This is a genomic window from Aquamicrobium segne (assembly GCF_042656785.1).
Taxonomy (GTDB): domain Bacteria; phylum Pseudomonadota; class Alphaproteobacteria; order Rhizobiales; family Rhizobiaceae; genus Mesorhizobium; species Mesorhizobium segne.
Genome location: NZ_JBHSLL010000012.1, coordinates 257,522 through 273,136, shown reverse-complemented (window position 1 = coordinate 273,136; position 15,615 = coordinate 257,522). Strand labels below are relative to the sequence as shown.

Below are 15,615 nucleotides of genomic sequence, written 5' to 3'. Positions count from 1 at the left end.
TTGCGTGTGTTCTATTGGCGTTTTTTCACGTGGTCAAACCATCATCGACAACGCCTGACCTTTGACACAAAGGGCTGGTTCTGTTCACATCGTCAAGCTTGCAAAATCAACCGGCCTGAGGCCGAAATCAAAAAACCAAGAGGGCATTTCATGTCAAGCAGAACCGGGCGCCGTCTTGTCGGCATCATTGCCGCTTTCATGCTGATCTCAACGGCGGCTTTTGCCGAACAGGCGGAAGGGCTGATCGGCAAGATCGACAAGGACGCGATGACAATGACACTGGATAATGGCAAATCCTACAAGCTCAACGCCGAAATGGATGTCGATGCGCTCCAGCCCGGCATGGATGTGGTGATCGCCTATGATGTGCGCGACGGCGAAAACGTCATCACCGACATGCAAATAATGGATTAGATGTTGATGCGCATGATCTTGTCTAAAAAGTCTGCAACTTTTCTAAAGCCTGTCTCTCGAGACTTGAGAACCAGTTTCGAGATAAAGACATGCGTAAAAACAAATGCTTAAAGCGGGTCGCGTGAATCTGAAAGATTGCGACACGCTTTAAGATCATGCTCTAAAATACAAGCACAAGCCTTACAGCCATTCCAGAGTGCCGTTCTGCCACAACAGGATGCGATCCTGGCGAATGACAAGGGCGCTGGCCTCTTGCCTTGTCACAGTACCAACAAGGCAAAACAAGGAGCGGATCACACCGCCATGGGTGACGCAGACTGCAGGGCCACGCAACTTGCGAAACACCGGCTCCACCCGTTCCATGAGCATCTGGTAGCTTTCAGCCCCGTCGCCGGGCGGACAAAAATCCCATTTAGCGAATGCACGTTCACGCGCGGTTCCCGGATGCAGGGCTTCCAGCTCGTCTAATGTATAGCCCTGCCAATCACCGAAATTCAGCTCTTTCAGGCGCTCATCCATACGATAGGCGGCAGGATCAAGCCCCATGGCCGTACGCATCAATTCCATGGTGTGGCGGGTGCGCGCCATCGGGCTGGCAACAAAATCAAAGGCGTGCACATCGCTGCCGATCAGCGCCGACAGCTTATGGCCATTTTGCGTTGCCTGACTGCGCCCCAGCGCATTCAGGTCAATATCAGCCTGCCCCTGAAGACGATATTCGGCGTTCCAGTCGGTCTGACCATGGCGCACAATATAGATAGGCGCAGACATCGTTGCTTGCGTCCTTCAAAAATTATTCAAAAATAATAAAGATCAGTCTTTGACTGTGGAAATATCGGGCGCATCCACCGCCTTCATGCCCACAACATGATAACCGGAATCAACATGGTGAATTTCACCCGTGACGCTGCGCGACAAATCAGACAGAAGATAAAGCCCCGAATCACCCACCTCTTCGGGTGTGACGGTGCGCTTGAGCGGTGAATTATATTCATTCCACTTCAGGATATAGCGGAAATCACCGATGCCAGAAGCCGCCAATGTCTTGATCGGACCGGCCGAAATCGCATTGACGCGAATACCGCGGCCGCCCAGATCAACCGCCAGATAGCGCACACTGGCTTCCAGGGCTGCCTTGGCAATGCCCATGACATTGTAATGGGGCATGACTTTTTCTGCGCCATAATAGGTCAGCGTCAAAAGCGAGCCGCCATCATTCATGATCACTTCAGCGCGCCGGGCAATATCGGTGAAGGAAAAGACCGAAATCTCCATCGTGCGGTTGAAATTGGCACGGGTGGTTTCAACATAGCGCCCGTCCAGCTCTTCCTTGTCGGAAAAGGCAATGGCATGAACGACAAAGTCGATTTTGCCGAAATGGGCAGCCACATTTTCAAATACCTCATCAAGGCTTGCCGGATCGGTGACATCACAATGACCGACAATATGGGCGCCGAGTTCTGCCGCCAATGGCTCAACCCGCTTCTTGAAAGCCTCACCCTGATAGGTCAGCGCAATTTCCGCACCATTATCAACACACGCCTTTGCGATGCCAAAAGCAATGGAACGATTATTGGCCACCCCCAGAATAAGGCCGCGCTTACCGGCCATGAGGCCCTGTCCACCTGCCATATCAACATTCTCCGCAAATGATCCGCCTGAAAGCAAGCCTATCGCACAGGCGCTGTCAGGCTTCAAGTTCTCAAAGACCGCCTTTCGACAGCCAGCTACTCCTGACCGGAGCGCATAAGCGCTTCCAGCGCCTTGTCTTTCCCATCCGGCAGCATGACACGCACATGCACATAAAGATCACCATGGCCGCCTGCTTTGGTTGGCAAGCCTCTGGCCTTCAAACGCAGCACCTTGTCAGAACTCGACCATGCCGGCACATTGAGCGCCAGTTTACCGGCAGGCGTTTCCACTGGAATTCGTGCCCCAAGCACCGCATCGCGCAGCGTTACCGGCAGGTCTGCATGAAGATCACGACCTTCAACCCGGTAGCGCGGATGTGACAGAAAACGGATTTTGACCAGCGCATCACCCGGTTGTCCAAAACCCTGCCCCCCCTGCCCCTTGAGGCGTATGGTCTGGCCATCTTCAACATAGGCAGGCAGTTTGACCGCAATTTTGCGGCCATCAGGAAATTGCGCCGTCACCTTTGGTGTCAAGGCCGCTTCTTCAACGGTTATGCCCAGTTCGACATTCATGTCTGGACCGCGTGATGCCTGCTGGCGGCGGCCCGAACCTCCGGGTCCCGCCCCTTGCTGACGGCTGAAAGCATCCCCGAATATATGGCTGAAAATATCATCGCCAAAGGCGTCACTGCCAGCACCTGCAGAGCGAAACCCGTATTGCCCACCACCTGGCCCCTGCTGCCTGTGACGAAACGCGGCAAAAGGATCACCGCCAGCGGCCCCTTCAAAACCCTGAAAGCGCGGCTTGCCCTGGGCATCAATCTCACCCCGGTCAAAAGCGGCGCGCTGTTTTTCATCACCAACGATTTCATAGGCCTGGCTTGCCACAGCAAACTGGTCCTTGGCCTTGGGATCATCCGGGTTCTGATCCGGGTGATATTTTTTGGCCAGCTTTCTGTAAGCCGATTTGATTTCCTTGGCCGAGGCGTTTTTTGCAACGCCCAGAACCTCATACGGGTCGCGCATCTATCCTGCCTGTTTAAACGGATCGATCTGGTATCGGGCCTTATATGCGCTCACCGGGCAAGAAATTCCAGAGGCGCCGATAAAACCTCTGGCTGCACATGCTTAAAGTATTCCGGGCTTAAAGCATTCCGGGCTTAAAGCGTTCCGAATTCATCAATGCGCCAATTGCCGGCGCCAACCATGCAGATGCGTCCCTTATAAAGGGCAACACCATCGAAATTTTCACGCGTGGTGGAAAAAACGCGGCACAATTCGCCCCGGTCACGGATTTCGGCAATGCTGGAAATCACCCCGCGCGCACCCGTATCGGCATTGACCCATGGAATCGGCTGCCCGGCCAGTTCTTGCAGATCGGCAGCAGAAGCAGCGTTACGGATGGTGATGCGGTCGGCCAGCAGGCTGACATCTTCGACCTGCCCTTCCTTTGCGGCAGACACATTGCCAGTCACGATGGAGCGGTCTATTGCGGCTTTCTCGAGGCTGAAACCGCCCATGCCGCAACCGCCAAGCGATAGCAGCAGCGCCATGGCAACCGCCAGCCGGACACGGCCTGAAAAAACTGCGTTTCGGCCTCCTTGTCTGTCTAAAGCCTGTGCGCTTTGCCGCAATGGCTTATCTCCGGTGCACAATAATAAAAGTCTGATCAAATCTATGGGCGATGCAAAGTTAACAGAAGATTACTGAACACCGCCTGAATTTTCAGTATTTTGGGGCATTTCCTGTTTTCACGAAAAGCGGATGAAATGCTCCAGGCTCTTGTTTTAACCGTGAGCTTTGATCCGTTCCTTCCAAAAGATTGATGAGATCAAGAAGTGGGCGGTACATCTAATAGCAATCGCCCGCGCCGGAGAGCACGTTCGTCATCAAGTATCCTTTCCAAAATGTAAAGAAACAGTCTGACCTGTTGCACAGCCGCCACAGCAGCAGTTGATTGCAAACGCGCATCCCTCTCAAGAGCATTATCCCATTGACGAATCCGCCAACCGGACATCAGTCTTTTCGTCAGATTTGTGGGGGTTGATCATGAAAAAGCTTTTACTTGCATCTGCGCTAACCGCGCTGACTTTCTCTGCGGCTCAGGCCGCTGATGCCGTTATTTACGAGCCTGCTCTGGATGAAAACATCACAACCGCTTTCAACTGGACGGGCGCATATGTCGGCGCTCAGGTTGGGTATGGATGGGGCGACTCTCCTTATCACACCGAAACTTACAACTGGAGTTTCGATTACAACCCTGATGGTTTCTTCGGCGGACTTTATGTCGGTTACAACCATCAGTTCATCAACAATGTCGTATTAGGTGTAGAGGCCGACATTAATCTCTCGAGCGCAGATTCAAAGTTCGGCTTTTCCGTTCCAGGCTGGATAGGTCATGTCGCAAGCGCTGAGATCAAGTATACTGCGGCTGTTCGTGCCCGCCTCGGCTACGCTATGGATCGGTGGTTGCCATACATTGCTGGTGGACTTTCGACTGCGAAGTACGGATTCAACATGGACCACAACGGCGCCGGAGACTGGGACTTCCGGGAAAAGAAGACTTTTACAGGCTGGAATATCGGCGGCGGTGTCGAATATGCTGCTACTGATAAAATCCTCATTAGAGGTGAGTATCGCTTCAGCGACTTTGGCGACAAGAACTTCGATAATGACTGGGGTTCTGGAAACTCCATCAAACTAAGAACCCACGACATCCGTCTCGGCATCGCCTACAAATTCTGATCAGCCATCATCCTGATTAAGGCCCTGCCACAAGCGGGGCCTTTTATTTTGCGTATATGTCATGCTGATTTGACTTGCGGTCAAACCATTGCCCTGCACCAAATAGATTATCAGCCGCCACACCTTCCCCTGTCGGGCGAAGGTTGGGATCAGCCGCCAGCTTGACGGCACCGGCTGCTATTACCGGAATGCGCTTCCTTTCAAGATTGTCAGATTAAAACTGCGCTACGCTGCCTGCGCTGAAATTAGCCATTGCTCAATCAGGCCAGAGAGCCTTTGTAGGCGTGATCAATTTGACCTACCTTTAGAATTGTTAGGACCCATCAAACGATATCCGATAAAGAAAATGACATTAAGCTGTCTGCCCAAACGCTCGTTACAAAATTTGGAAAAGATGCACTTGCGGTTGCACAAGAGATTGAACGCACATCCAAAATTCCCGAATACGCACGCGCTGTAACAGAGGAAGTCAGAAGACTAATTGGTGTCACGCATCACTGATATTTTCACCTACATTAGAAGCATTCTTGACTCCGCCTTGAGTTGCGACTGCCTCACCAGCAGTCAAAAAAATAAAAAAGGGAGCAGAGATGAAGACGCGAACTCAACATCTCACGCAGACAAAAAATGGAAAAAATCTGGAAGCTGCGATACTGAATTTATGGAATGCTCGTGACTTGCTATTGAATATAAAAGGACAAGAGTGCGTCGTTTATTTCATAGAAATCGCCATCTTTGAAATTTCTAAAAAATGTAAGTAATCAATGCACATTCACTCAATTTAAGGACCGGCAACTTCCAATGGAGCCGGTCCTTTTCTTATGTAACCCTCACCAACCTACCCATCACCAGAGCCATCCGCTGACAGCGCAACCCGGATCTGACGCATAATTTGAAAACCGCTTTCATGTTTCAAGACGAGCGGAAGCACCCGCACAAAATTGCGGTCCATGTCAGTTCCTTTCGATGTACGAAAAAGGTTGCGCCATAAGAAAAGCCACGGCCAAATTCCAGCCATTGTCGTTCAATATTAGTAAACGAACCAGACACACATTAACACCTTACGATGAACGAAAAAATGTTTATCTCTTGGTCATCGGGGCAGGCAACTGACTGTCTCGCTTCAAATTGAAATCCAATTCAAGGAGTTGACTATGATCAAGATTATTGCTTCCGCCGCTGCTTTCGCCCTGTTGTCAGGGTCGGCTTTTGCCGGTTCGATCACTGGCCCGGTGCGCTCATATGACAATCAGGCTCGCACCATCGTGTTTGAGAGTGGCGAGACCGCTTCAGTACCGCTTCATGTTGCAGTTCCAGCAGATTTGGGAGCCGGTTCGCAAGCCACTGTAATCATCAACGATAACACCGGACGTGCTGGTGTGGTGTTCTCAGATAGCCTGCTTGGTCGCTAAACTGCCCCACACTTAAACAAAAGGCCCTGTCACAAGCGGGGCCTTTTCTGCTTCGGGCGCTAGAATATTTCTTGTTTTCACGAAAACCAATGAAATGCTCCAATCACATCCTTATGCGTTTTTCCGGAGCCTGCACCGACCTTTGCCAGCGCCCGGCAGGCAAGTCATCACATGAGCCTGTATGGCTTAGCTGATCCTGATTTCGACTGTTGGCATGGTTCACCATCTCGCCCGCCTATGCTAAATAAGGCGTCGTCAAAAATTTTCCCTGGGGGATACAATGCAACAGCTCGACCAATACCAGCCTCAAGCGCTCGCCATCCTTCGAATCATGTCGTCGCTTCTGTTCATCGCACATGGAACACAGAAGCTTTTTGGCTTCCCCGGAGATGGCAGCATCGTAAACTACATGTCCCTTATGGGGCTTGCCGGTATTCTTGAGGTTATTGGCGGTATCTGCCTCGTCATCGGCTTCAAAACCCGCATCGTCGCCTTCGTCTTGTCGGGCATGATGGCCGTTGCCTATTTTATGGCCCACGCACCACAAAACTTCTTTCCCGTTCTTAACGGCGGTGATGCTGCCATCTTGTTCTGCTTTGTCTTTCTCTATCTGGTCTTTTCCGGACCGGGGGCCTGGAGCCTGGACAGCCGGTCATAAACCGGCTGCCACCTTCCCTTCGCCAGCCACTTTTGAAACCAAAGCCTGTCTCTCGAGCTCAAGACCATTTTTGAGATAAAGATGATAACTGGATCAATCTGCAAAGCCGCCCGGGCTATCGTGGAAATAAGTCGTTCTAAACTCGCCGAGAGATCCGGCGTGGAGAAAAGAACTATCGAGATGTTTGAGCGCGGCATCAATACACCTGACGATGAAGCAATCGCAGCTCTCCGCTCCACGCTTGAAGAACTTGGCGCAGTCTTTCTGCCCGAAAAAGGAGCGAATGGAGCCGGTGTTCGTTTAAAATTCAGCCAGTCAGTTACAAGACGCCTTGCCACTCTTGAAGGCGAAGGCGGCCCGACAGCGAAAGATGATGTTCCTTAGAGCATTTTGCAGTCAGACGGAATCGTCTGGCGTCGCAGAAATGCGGTTAAACAAGAGCTTAGAGCATTTTATCTGTTTTTCGTGAAAACAAGAAATGCTCCAGGTCAGAACCTGTTAGAAAAAGCACGGCAAAAGCCCCGTATTTCAGTGGTGAAACAGGTTTTGAAAATCTGACTTTAAGGCATTGATTTAAATGGTTAACTCAACAACCGAAGACGACTTTACTCAGGAAGAAGAGCCTTTTCTCCTGTTTGCACGCTGGCTTGATGACGCTTCAAAATCCGAAGCCAATGATCCCAATGCCGTTGCACTGGCAACCGTCGATAAAGAGGGTTTGCCCAATGTGCGCATGGTGCTGCTCAAAGGCTTCGATGAGCATGGCTTTGTTTTCTACACCAATTTTGAAAGCGCCAAGGGCGGCGAAATATTGTCAACCATGAAGGCTGCCATGTGCTTCCACTGGAAATCATTGCGCCGACAGGTGCGGCTGCGCGGCCCGGTGGAAATTGTCAGCGATGCAGAAGCCGACGAATATTATGCCTCACGCCCGCGCGGCAGCCGCATCGGCGCATGGGCTTCCAAACAGTCGCGCCCGCTGGAAAGCCGCTTTGCGCTGGAAAAATCGGTTGCCGAATATACGGCGCGCCATGCAATCGGCACTATCCCGCGCCCGCCACACTGGTCCGGTTTTCGTATTGTGCCCCAGACAATCGAATTCTGGCATGATCGCCCGTTTCGCCTGCATGATCGCATTGTCTTTTCACGCGACGCCTCAGGACAGGGCTGGACAAAAACACGGCTTTATCCCTGATTATTGCTGTTCGCGCTCCACGGCGCGCCAGCCAATATCGCGACGGTAAAACCCTTCTGGCCAGTCGATGCGGGACACCGCCTCATAAGCACGAGCCTGCGCCAAAGCAGCATTTGCGCCCATGGCGGTGACGTTCAGAACTCGCCCACCATTGGCAATCAATTGCCCGTCACGCAATGCTGTTCCGGCATGAAAGATTTTTATCTCCTCATCAGCCTCTGCTTCACCGGCCCCTGCTTCACCAGCCAGCAGATCAACACCACGGATGATGCTGCCTTTTTCGGGTGCCGCCGGATAACCCTTTGCCGCCATCACCACAGTCAGCGCCGTTTCATTGCGCCAGCGCGTGGACATATGGCTTAACTGGCCATCAACCGCTGCATTCAGCAGCACCAGAAGGTCATCCTTCAGGCGCATCATCAGCACCTGACATTCAGGATCACCAAAACGGGTATTATATTCAATGAGCTTTGGCCCATCCTCGCCGATCATCAGGCCGACAAATAAAACGCCCTGAAACGGATGTCCCATTTCCGCCATGCCGCGCATAGTCGGCTCAACAATCTCGCGCATGGTACGCTCAATCATCTCAGGCGTCATCACCGGGGCTGGCGAATAAGCACCCATGCCCCCGGTATTGGGGCCAGTGTCACCGTCTCCAACGCGCTTATGGTCCTGTGCGGTACCAAAGGGCAGCGCCGTCTTGCCATCGCACAGGCAAAAGAAACTGGCTTCCTCGCCGGTCAGAAATTCCTCGACAACCACTTCGGCTCCGGCACTGCCAAAAGAACCGTCAAAACAGGCTTCCAGCGCCTCCAGCGCCTCTTCCAGCGTCATGGCGACGGTCACCCCCTTTCCAGCCGCCAGACCGTCAGCCTTGATGACAATCGGCGCCCCTTGTTCGCGCACATAGGCCCGGGCCGGTTCCAGTGCCGAAAAACGCCCGTAAGCGCCGGTCGGAATCTTGTATCTTGCGCATAGATCCTTGGTGAAGCCTTTGGAGCCTTCCAGTTGCGCTGCTGCCTTTGAAGGGCCGAACACACGAATGCCGGCAGCGCGCAAATAATTGGCCAGACCCGCAACCAATGGAGCCTCGGGGCCAACCACCACCAGATCAATGGCATGATCAAGGCAAAAACGGGATATTACCGCATGATCCTCCACATCAAGCGCCACCAGTTCAGCCATATGGGCAATGCCGGGATTGCCGGGAGCAGCATAAAGTTTTGTCAGCAGGGACGAAGCCGAAAGACGCCAGGCCAGCGCATGTTCGCGGCCGCCAGAGCCGATAAGCAGAACCTTCATGAGCAGACCTCCTCTATCTTGGGCATATCCGCAACCAGAAAGAGCTTGCGCTATGGCCGATAGCCGTCAAGGTCAAGATGCAGAGGCAATATCGGTTGTTTTCAACATGATTTTCGGTGTGAAGGGTCCTTGACGCTGCTGCCTGTGCCTGCCACTTGATCTGCCATGAGAACCATTCAATCAAAAACCGCGCAAGGGCGCGTGGCGGACGCCCCAGGCGGGCATTGGGTTTACAAGATTTTGCCGCGTGTCCTGTGGCCTTATGCGCAACTGGCCCGCTGGGACCGCCCGATCGGCTGGCAGCTTTTGATGTGGCCGTGCTGGTGGTCGGCGGCAATGGCCGCTTCCGCCTATGCCCGCCCGCAAGATACGCTTGCCTCGCTGCTGCCACCGCTTTCAACGCTGATCCTGTTCTTCATTGGCGCGGTTGCCATGCGCGGAGCCGGCTGCACCTATAATGACATTGTCGATGTCAATATCGACAATCAGGTTGAACGCACCCGCTCGCGGCCCTTGCCTTCCGGTCAGGTCAGCCGCACCAAAGCCTGGCTGTTTCTCATCCTTCAGGCGCTGGCCGGACTTGCTGTTCTGCTGCAATTTGACAGTTTTACCATCCTGCTTGGATTTGGCTCGCTGCTGATCGTGGCTGCCTACCCCTTCATGAAACGAATCACCAATTGGCCACAATTCGTTCTGGGTCTGGCTTTTTCATGGGGTGCATTGATGGGCTGGTCGGCCGAATTTGGCGACGTCAACGGTCCGGCCATCCTGCTTTATGCCGGAGCCATCATGTGGACGATCGGCTATGACACGATCTATGCCCATCAGGACAAGGAAGATGATGCCCTTGTCGGCGTTAAATCCACTGCGCGCCTGTTTGGCGAAAACACGAAATCATGGCTTGTCGTACTCTATAGCGGCGCGCTGATGTGTTTTGCCGTGGCTTTTGCCAATGCTCAGGTGCCGATGCCTGCCATGGCCGGGCTGATCGCCGCTGCTGTCCATATGAGCCGCCAGATCATGTTTCTCGACATTGATGATAATGACCAGTGCCTCAAACTGTTCAAATCGAACAATCAGGTGGGCTGGCTGGTTTTTCTGGGCCTGATTGGCGGCGCCTGCTGGAGCTTTTTCAAGCCGATGCTGTAGAGCATTTCTTGTTTTCACGAAAAACGGATGAGATGCTCTAATCTCTTGTTTTAGCTGCATTTCTGCGACGTCAGATGGTGCCATCTGTACTCACAAAATGCTCTGCGCACTTGCGCACCGTATTCAGTACAGGGTTCGGTAAAGGCCTTCAAAAAATACAACTTGTAAGTGCTGTTTTCGTGCCCTGAGAAGCTTATGAGCAGCTTTTTAGGATCAGGATGTTTTGTCCTGCACCCAATTTTTCTTGAATGTAATTTCAAAAAAATAGAGGCCTTGCAAAAGGTTACGCGTCCCCTCTCAGGCAAGGCCTCTCCCGACTGGAGATCGAGGATTTAACACTCTCATAAGTTGCATATATTGTAAATACACTATTTTTAGTTGAAAATCTCTGATACAGGACACCCACTGGAATAGCCTTTGCCGCACAAAACGTGTCTTTCATGCAACATTAAGGTTGCAATTTGCTCAACTCGCAACCTTTAGGTGTAATTTTCCTTGCCATAATGTGCTCGCTGGGAAATCAATCGGGACGGAAAGAGGGCTATTTGCACGATCTTTTCATCCACGGCCCTCCCGGGCCCCCAGAAAACCATTCAGTTTTGAACTGGAGAGCATAATGAATATCAAGAGCCTTCTTCTCGGCTCCGCTGCGGGTCTGATCACAGTATCAGGCGCAAGCGCCGCTGACGCCATCATGGTGTCTGAACCCGAACCCGCCGAATATGTCCGCATCTGCGACGTTTACGGCGCTGGTTACTATTACATCCCCGGCACTGAAACCTGCCTCAAGGTCGGGGGTTATCTGCGCTACGACATCGGCGTTGGCGCCCTTGGCCATGAAAATATGCTGGACAAGAAAAATCCGGGCAACTGGGTTCTCACCAACCCGAACGACCCACCCGCAGACCATGTTTACCGCTTCGATGCCAAGACGCATGACACCTATTACAAACTGATGCGCGCTCAGGTGAATCTGGATGCCCGCTCGGAAACCGAATATGGCACGCTGCGTGGTTATATCGCCCTGAACTTCGACAATGAGACGACCACAACAGGTGTTCTTTCTACCAGATCGGATACAAGTACGCCGGTTCCAGTCGGCCTGACAACCACAACCGAGCAAGATTGGGCAATCGACCATGCCATCATCCAGCTCGGCGGCCTGACCATCGCCTATTCGGACTCGCTGTTTGAATCGCTGACCGATTCAGCCGGCTCGGTCATCAATGATGACATCATTGCCTATTCGCCGGGCAAGAGCCACTATATCGCCTACACTTTTGATGGCGGCAACGGCTTCTCGGCAACCATCGGCGTTGAAGACGGCAATGGGATTGTCGGGGCTCTTGATTCCTACGTCCCGCATGTCGTGGCCGGTGCCTCATATACGCAAGGCTGGGGCAAAATCGCAGGTGTCGTCGCTTACGATTCCAACTTCGGAGAAACCACCGGCAAGATCCGCCTTGACGTTAATGTCAACGAGGCTCTGAGCCTTTGGGTGATGGGCGGTTACACCAGCACCGACTGGAAAAAGGGTGAAATCAGCTATTACGCACCCTGGGGTGGCGACTGGGCCATCTGGGGCGGCGGTCAGTACTGGATGACCGAAAAGGCTGCTCTTGACGTTCAGCTTTCCTATGACGATGCCAAAACCTTCGGAGCCGTTGTTGGTGCTCGCTACAACATGGTTCCCGGCTTTGAGATTCGTCCGGAAATTGCCTATCGCAGGATCGATTCCGCTGCGGCACAGGCGACAGGCGCAGACAAAAGCTCCTGGGGCGGCTACCTCCGCTTCCAGCGCTCGTTCTAAAAAAGAGCAGCTATCATCAGAAAAACCCGGCAGGAAACTGCCGGGTTTTTTGTCATGGTCGATAAAGACAGGTCTCAATTGCGCGCAATGATTTCCTCACCGCAAACAATCAGCCGCACCCCCAGATTGCCCATGCGGCGACGGGCAAGAAAACGCGGTCTGCGCCGGGCGGGCGCCCTGCCCTGCCGTCGATCCTGCGGCGGCAGGGTCTTGATGGCTGCACCCAGCGATTCTTCCAATGTGCGCGCCACACCATCAGCCTCGATCAGAAGCATCGGCAAGCGATAGGCTTCCGCCCAGGCGCGCCAGTCTGCGGCAATATCGGTAAGGTCATGCGCAACCAGAAGCGGCACGGACAAAAGCGGGTCCTCATGCAGCAGTTCCAGCGTAACCGTAACATTGCCCTCCTCATCTTCCAGTGCGCGCGCAGCCACGCCGCGAAACACATTGGCTGGCAGTGCAATCACCGCCGGCAGACCGCTCTTTTCAAGCGTGCGGCGCAATACGGCCCCACGATGATCGATGGTAAGCGTCACATGAGCCTGATCCTCACAAGCCGCATAGCTCACCATTTGTGGCAAGCGAAAGGGATCGAGACGCATATCGCGCCCCGCCCAGACTGGTTTCAGTCCAGATTGCATAATGCCTTCCTGTTTCTTTAAAAGAGCCGGTTTTCCAGTCTTCTGGTTTCCGATCTTCTCCGGGCCGTTTCGGCCTCGTTATGAAAGCAGGATAGCGTGAGCACCTTACCGACCAGCTTAAGAAACTGGGTTAAATTTTGCTGACTTTCCAGATGGTTAGGAAAATATCACCAAATTCTCCACCGTTCAGAATCAGATAACCTTACCAGGATTCATAATCCCCGCAGGATCAAAGACCGCCTTCATGCGGCGCATCAGATCAATCGCCACGGGCGGCGCGGTGGCAATCAGTTCTGTGCGCTTTAACTGGCCTATGCCATGTTCAGCCGAGATCGAACCGCCAAACTGGCGCACAACCGCATGCACAACATCATTCACCGGGCGGTACAGGGCAAGAAAATCAGCGTCCTCTGCGTCAACCGGGCGCGAAATATTATAATGCAGATTGCCATCCCCCATATGGCCAAAACAGACCAGACGGGCGCCCGGCACCAGGCACTTCACCTCTTTTTCCGCCTGTTCAATAAAGGCAGGAATGGAAGCAATCGGCACAGAAATATCATGCTTGATGGAAGCACCTTCCGGCTTTTGCGATTCCGACATTTTTTCGCGGAAATCCCACAATGCCTGTGCTTGCGCAACACTGGCTGAAACAACCGCATCGCCTGCAAGCCCGGCCTCCAGCGCCGCCTCCAGAACTGCTTCCATCAGTTCTCCCGCATCTTCCAAAGAGCGGCTGGAAGATATTTCCATCAACGCATACCAGGGCCATTCGCTTGCCAGTGGCCGCACCACCCGTGCCCCATGCGCAAGGGTAAACTCATAAGGCCGCCCCCCTATCAGCTCAAAGGCGGTCAGGCTGCCGCCCGCCTGCTCACTGGCCAGTCCAAACAGGCCAAGGGCTGCCTGCACTGACGGCAAGCCGGCAAAGGCCACTTTTTTGCCCTTTGGCTGCGGAAACAGTTTTAAAACAGCAGCCGTAATCACCCCCAGCGTGCCTTCAGCCCCGATAAACAGGCTTTTCAAATCATAGCCGGTATTGTCCTTCTTCAGTTTGCGCAGATCGTCAAACACCTCGCCTGTCGGCAACACCACTTCAAGGCCAAGGCACAATTCACGCGCATTGCCATAGGCCAGAACATTGGTGCCGCCCGCATTGGAAGACAGATTGCCACCAAGCTGGCATGAGCCTTGTGAAGCAAGCGACAGTGGAAACAGGCGGTCCACTTTTTCGGCTGCTTCCTGCACATTTTGCAACACCACGCCCGCCTCGGCAGTGATCGTGTTTGACAGCGGATCGATTTCCCGGATCGTGTTTAACCGTGACATACACAGCACCACCTGCCCGCCGCTGGCATCCGGCATCTGGCCACCAACCAGCCCGGTATTGCCACCTTGTGGCACGATGGGTGTTTGTGTTTGTGTCGCCAGTTGCAGGATGCGGCTGACTTCATCGACACTGCCGGGTCGCAAAACCAGCAAGGTGCGACCATGCCACAGACCGCGCGGTTCGCTCACATAAGGGGCAATATCCTGCAGGCTGGTCAAGGCATGACGCGCACCGACAATCCCGGTAAAACGCTGCAATAGAGCCGGATCAAGACTAGCATCGCTCATGGCTTTCAACTCCCGTTGCGCGGGGCTGCCGCCCGTGCCAGCCGGTCATTGATCGCTTCCCCCAACCCTTGCATCGGCACAGGCTCAACGGCAATCATGCTGACGCCGGTGCGATCCAGTTGCTGCATGAAAGAAAACAGATTGCTTGCCGCCTCACGCAAATCCCCTAAAGGGGACAGGTTGAGCAACATTGCAGCCCTGTCCGCGCCTTTTACGCGCTTTGACCCAAAGGCCAGCAGCGCCTCACCTGGGTAAACCTGTCCAACATCAAGGCGCATCCCGGCAACAGGCGCATAGTGAGACACCATCATGCCCGGCGCTTCAATGCCCTTGGCCCCACGCTCCAGCCGCGTACCAAGTGCCGCCTCAATTTCTTCTGCCGCAATTCCGCCCGGTCGCAACAGCCTCACCTTGCCATCTTCAACCTTGAGAATGGTCGATTCCAGCCCAACCGGCGTTGCCCCGTCATCCACCACCAGGCTGATGCGCCCTCCTAAATCAGCAGCAACCGCTTGTGCACTGGTGCCACTGATGCGCCCGGAGGTGTTGGCGCTGGGTGCTGCCAGCGGATGGCCAAAGGCTGCAATCAACCGGGCCGCAAAGCCGCGCGGCATCCGCAGGGCAATCGTCGCAAGACCTGCTGTCGCCAATGGGTGAATATTGGCATCAGGCTTTAACGGCACCACCAGTGTCAGCGGTCCCGGCCAGAATGTTTGCGCCAATTTTTGTGACAACGGGTCAAACAAACCAATCCGCATGGCCATATCCATATCGCTGACATGAGCAATCAGCGGATTGAAGCGCGGCCGCCCCTTGGCTTCATAAATACGCGCAATCGCCGTGCCATTGGTGGCGTCGCCGGCAAGGCCGTAAACCGTCTCCGTGGGAACAGCGACAACATCACCCTGTCGCAGCAGGGCCAGGGCCGGCTCAAACGCCTCATATGCAGGCAATATCTGAGCCACCTTCGAGGCGCTCCCTTTGTTTATACGCATAATCTTATCCGAAAAGTCTGCAACTTTTCGGGATCATGCT

16 protein-coding genes are annotated in these 15,615 nt (G+C 53.7%); 8 read left to right on the top strand and 8 right to left on the bottom strand.

Features of this window, described 5'->3' with window-relative positions; all coding sequences use genetic code 11:
- Positions 1-150 precede the first annotated feature (150 nt).
- Positions 151-414, top strand: a complete 264-nt coding sequence (locus ACFPLB_RS04590) for a DUF1344 domain-containing protein (RefSeq protein ID WP_378228151.1) — start codon at positions 151-153, stop codon at positions 412-414.
- A 180-nt stretch (positions 415-594) separates the two neighbouring features.
- Here the strand turns inward: ACFPLB_RS04590 and ACFPLB_RS04585 are convergent, their stop codons facing one another.
- The 4 genes from ACFPLB_RS04585 to ACFPLB_RS04570 all read right to left on the bottom strand — a co-directional run bounded on the left by ACFPLB_RS04585 (position 595) and on the right by ACFPLB_RS04570 (position 3,601).
- On the bottom strand, positions 595-1,185 hold the full coding sequence (locus ACFPLB_RS04585; protein ID WP_378228150.1) for a histidine phosphatase family protein: 591 nt from the start codon (positions 1,183-1,185) through the stop codon (positions 595-597).
- Positions 1,186-1,227: 42 nt separating this feature from the next.
- A complete protein-coding gene (gene fabI / locus ACFPLB_RS04580; RefSeq protein ID WP_378228148.1) occupies positions 1,228-2,046 on the bottom strand; it encodes an enoyl-ACP reductase FabI in 819 nt (272 codons plus the stop codon).
- A 95-nt stretch (positions 2,047-2,141) separates the two neighbouring features.
- On the bottom strand, positions 2,142-3,074 hold the full coding sequence (locus ACFPLB_RS04575) for a DnaJ C-terminal domain-containing protein (protein ID WP_378228146.1): 933 nt from the start codon (positions 3,072-3,074) through the stop codon (positions 2,142-2,144).
- A gap of 134 nt (positions 3,075-3,208) precedes the next feature.
- A complete protein-coding gene (locus ACFPLB_RS04570; RefSeq protein WP_378228144.1) occupies positions 3,209-3,601 on the bottom strand; it encodes an RT0821/Lpp0805 family surface protein in 393 nt (130 codons plus the stop codon).
- Positions 3,602-4,097: 496 nt separating this feature from the next.
- Here ACFPLB_RS04570 and ACFPLB_RS04565 point away from each other — a divergent pair, with 496 nt between their 5' ends.
- From ACFPLB_RS04565 to pdxH, 5 genes are all read left to right on the top strand, one after another.
- Complete coding sequence (locus ACFPLB_RS04565) at positions 4,098-4,793, top strand: outer membrane protein (protein ID WP_378228142.1); 696 nt, start codon at positions 4,098-4,100, stop codon at positions 4,791-4,793.
- Positions 4,794-5,947: 1,154 nt separating this feature from the next.
- Positions 5,948-6,205, top strand: a complete 258-nt coding sequence (locus tag ACFPLB_RS04560; protein ID WP_378228141.1) for a hypothetical protein — start codon at positions 5,948-5,950, stop codon at positions 6,203-6,205.
- Between the two features lie 280 nt (positions 6,206-6,485).
- Entirely contained in the window at positions 6,486-6,863 is a 378-nt protein-coding gene (locus tag ACFPLB_RS04555) for a DoxX family protein (RefSeq protein ID WP_378228140.1), read from the top strand.
- A gap of 81 nt (positions 6,864-6,944) precedes the next feature.
- On the top strand, positions 6,945-7,247 hold the full coding sequence (locus tag ACFPLB_RS04550) for a helix-turn-helix domain-containing protein (protein ID WP_378228138.1): 303 nt from the start codon (positions 6,945-6,947) through the stop codon (positions 7,245-7,247).
- 193 nt (positions 7,248-7,440) lie between these two features.
- The gene (gene pdxH, locus ACFPLB_RS04545) at positions 7,441-8,058 is read left to right on the top strand and encodes a pyridoxamine 5'-phosphate oxidase (RefSeq protein ID WP_378228137.1); all 618 of its coding nucleotides are present in this window, start codon (positions 7,441-7,443) and stop codon (positions 8,056-8,058) included.
- Here the strand turns inward: pdxH and purD are convergent, their stop codons facing one another.
- The gene (gene purD, locus ACFPLB_RS04540; protein WP_378228136.1) at positions 8,059-9,363 is read right to left on the bottom strand and encodes a phosphoribosylamine--glycine ligase; all 1,305 of its coding nucleotides are present in this window, start codon (positions 9,361-9,363) and stop codon (positions 8,059-8,061) included.
- Positions 9,364-9,528: 165 nt separating this feature from the next.
- On the opposite strand from purD, the gene ubiA reads away from it, so the two are divergent.
- Together ubiA and ACFPLB_RS04530 are read left to right on the top strand one after the other, a co-directional pair.
- Complete coding sequence (gene ubiA, locus ACFPLB_RS04535; protein WP_378228135.1) at positions 9,529-10,512, top strand: 4-hydroxybenzoate octaprenyltransferase; 984 nt, start codon at positions 9,529-9,531, stop codon at positions 10,510-10,512.
- A gap of 616 nt (positions 10,513-11,128) precedes the next feature.
- On the top strand, positions 11,129-12,322 hold the full coding sequence (locus ACFPLB_RS04530) for a porin (RefSeq protein WP_378228133.1): 1,194 nt from the start codon (positions 11,129-11,131) through the stop codon (positions 12,320-12,322).
- Between the two features lie 74 nt (positions 12,323-12,396).
- Here ACFPLB_RS04530 and ACFPLB_RS04525 read toward each other — a convergent pair whose 3' ends face one another.
- The 3 genes from ACFPLB_RS04525 to ACFPLB_RS04515 all read right to left on the bottom strand — a co-directional run bounded on the left by ACFPLB_RS04525 (position 12,397) and on the right by ACFPLB_RS04515 (position 15,575).
- Positions 12,397-12,963 carry a DUF6101 family protein gene (locus ACFPLB_RS04525; protein ID WP_378228131.1) on the bottom strand — a complete coding sequence of 189 codons (567 nt, stop codon included), beginning with the start codon at positions 12,961-12,963 and terminating at the stop codon, positions 12,397-12,399.
- Positions 12,964-13,155: 192 nt separating this feature from the next.
- The gene (locus tag ACFPLB_RS04520; RefSeq protein WP_378228129.1) at positions 13,156-14,580 is read right to left on the bottom strand and encodes an FAD-binding oxidoreductase; all 1,425 of its coding nucleotides are present in this window, start codon (positions 14,578-14,580) and stop codon (positions 13,156-13,158) included.
- A gap of 5 nt (positions 14,581-14,585) precedes the next feature.
- Positions 14,586-15,575, bottom strand: coding sequence for an L-threonylcarbamoyladenylate synthase (locus ACFPLB_RS04515; RefSeq protein ID WP_378228127.1), 990 nt, complete (start codon positions 15,573-15,575; stop codon positions 14,586-14,588).
- Positions 15,576-15,615: the final 40 nt, after the last annotated feature.

Bases quoted from the DNA above. Each gene is read 5' to 3' on its own strand.
- ACFPLB_RS04590 (WP_378228151.1), top strand. From the start codon at position 151: ATGTCAAGCAGAACCGGGCGCCGTCTTGTCGGCATCATTGCCGCTTTC.
- ACFPLB_RS04585 (WP_378228150.1), bottom strand. From the start codon at position 1,185: ATGTCTGCGCCTATCTATATTGTGCGCCATGGTCAGACCGACTGGAAC.
- fabI (WP_378228148.1), bottom strand. From the start codon at position 2,046: ATGGCAGGTGGACAGGGCCTCATGGCCGGTAAGCGCGGCCTTATTCTG.
- ACFPLB_RS04575 (WP_378228146.1), bottom strand. From the start codon at position 3,074: ATGCGCGACCCGTATGAGGTTCTGGGCGTTGCAAAAAACGCCTCGGCC.
- ACFPLB_RS04570 (WP_378228144.1), bottom strand. From the start codon at position 3,601: ATGGCGCTGCTGCTATCGCTTGGCGGTTGCGGCATGGGCGGTTTCAGC.
- ACFPLB_RS04565 (WP_378228142.1), top strand. From the start codon at position 4,098: ATGAAAAAGCTTTTACTTGCATCTGCGCTAACCGCGCTGACTTTCTCT.
- ACFPLB_RS04560 (WP_378228141.1), top strand. From the start codon at position 5,948: ATGATCAAGATTATTGCTTCCGCCGCTGCTTTCGCCCTGTTGTCAGGG.
- ACFPLB_RS04555 (WP_378228140.1), top strand. From the start codon at position 6,486: ATGCAACAGCTCGACCAATACCAGCCTCAAGCGCTCGCCATCCTTCGA.
- ACFPLB_RS04550 (WP_378228138.1), top strand. From the start codon at position 6,945: ATGATAACTGGATCAATCTGCAAAGCCGCCCGGGCTATCGTGGAAATA.
- pdxH (WP_378228137.1), top strand. From the start codon at position 7,441: ATGGTTAACTCAACAACCGAAGACGACTTTACTCAGGAAGAAGAGCCT.
- purD (WP_378228136.1), bottom strand. From the start codon at position 9,363: ATGAAGGTTCTGCTTATCGGCTCTGGCGGCCGCGAACATGCGCTGGCC.
- ubiA (WP_378228135.1), top strand. From the start codon at position 9,529: ATGAGAACCATTCAATCAAAAACCGCGCAAGGGCGCGTGGCGGACGCC.
- ACFPLB_RS04530 (WP_378228133.1), top strand. From the start codon at position 11,129: ATGAATATCAAGAGCCTTCTTCTCGGCTCCGCTGCGGGTCTGATCACA.
- ACFPLB_RS04525 (WP_378228131.1), bottom strand. From the start codon at position 12,963: ATGCAATCTGGACTGAAACCAGTCTGGGCGGGGCGCGATATGCGTCTC.
- ACFPLB_RS04520 (WP_378228129.1), bottom strand. From the start codon at position 14,580: ATGAGCGATGCTAGTCTTGATCCGGCTCTATTGCAGCGTTTTACCGGG.
- ACFPLB_RS04515 (WP_378228127.1), bottom strand. From the start codon at position 15,575: ATGCGTATAAACAAAGGGAGCGCCTCGAAGGTGGCTCAGATATTGCCT.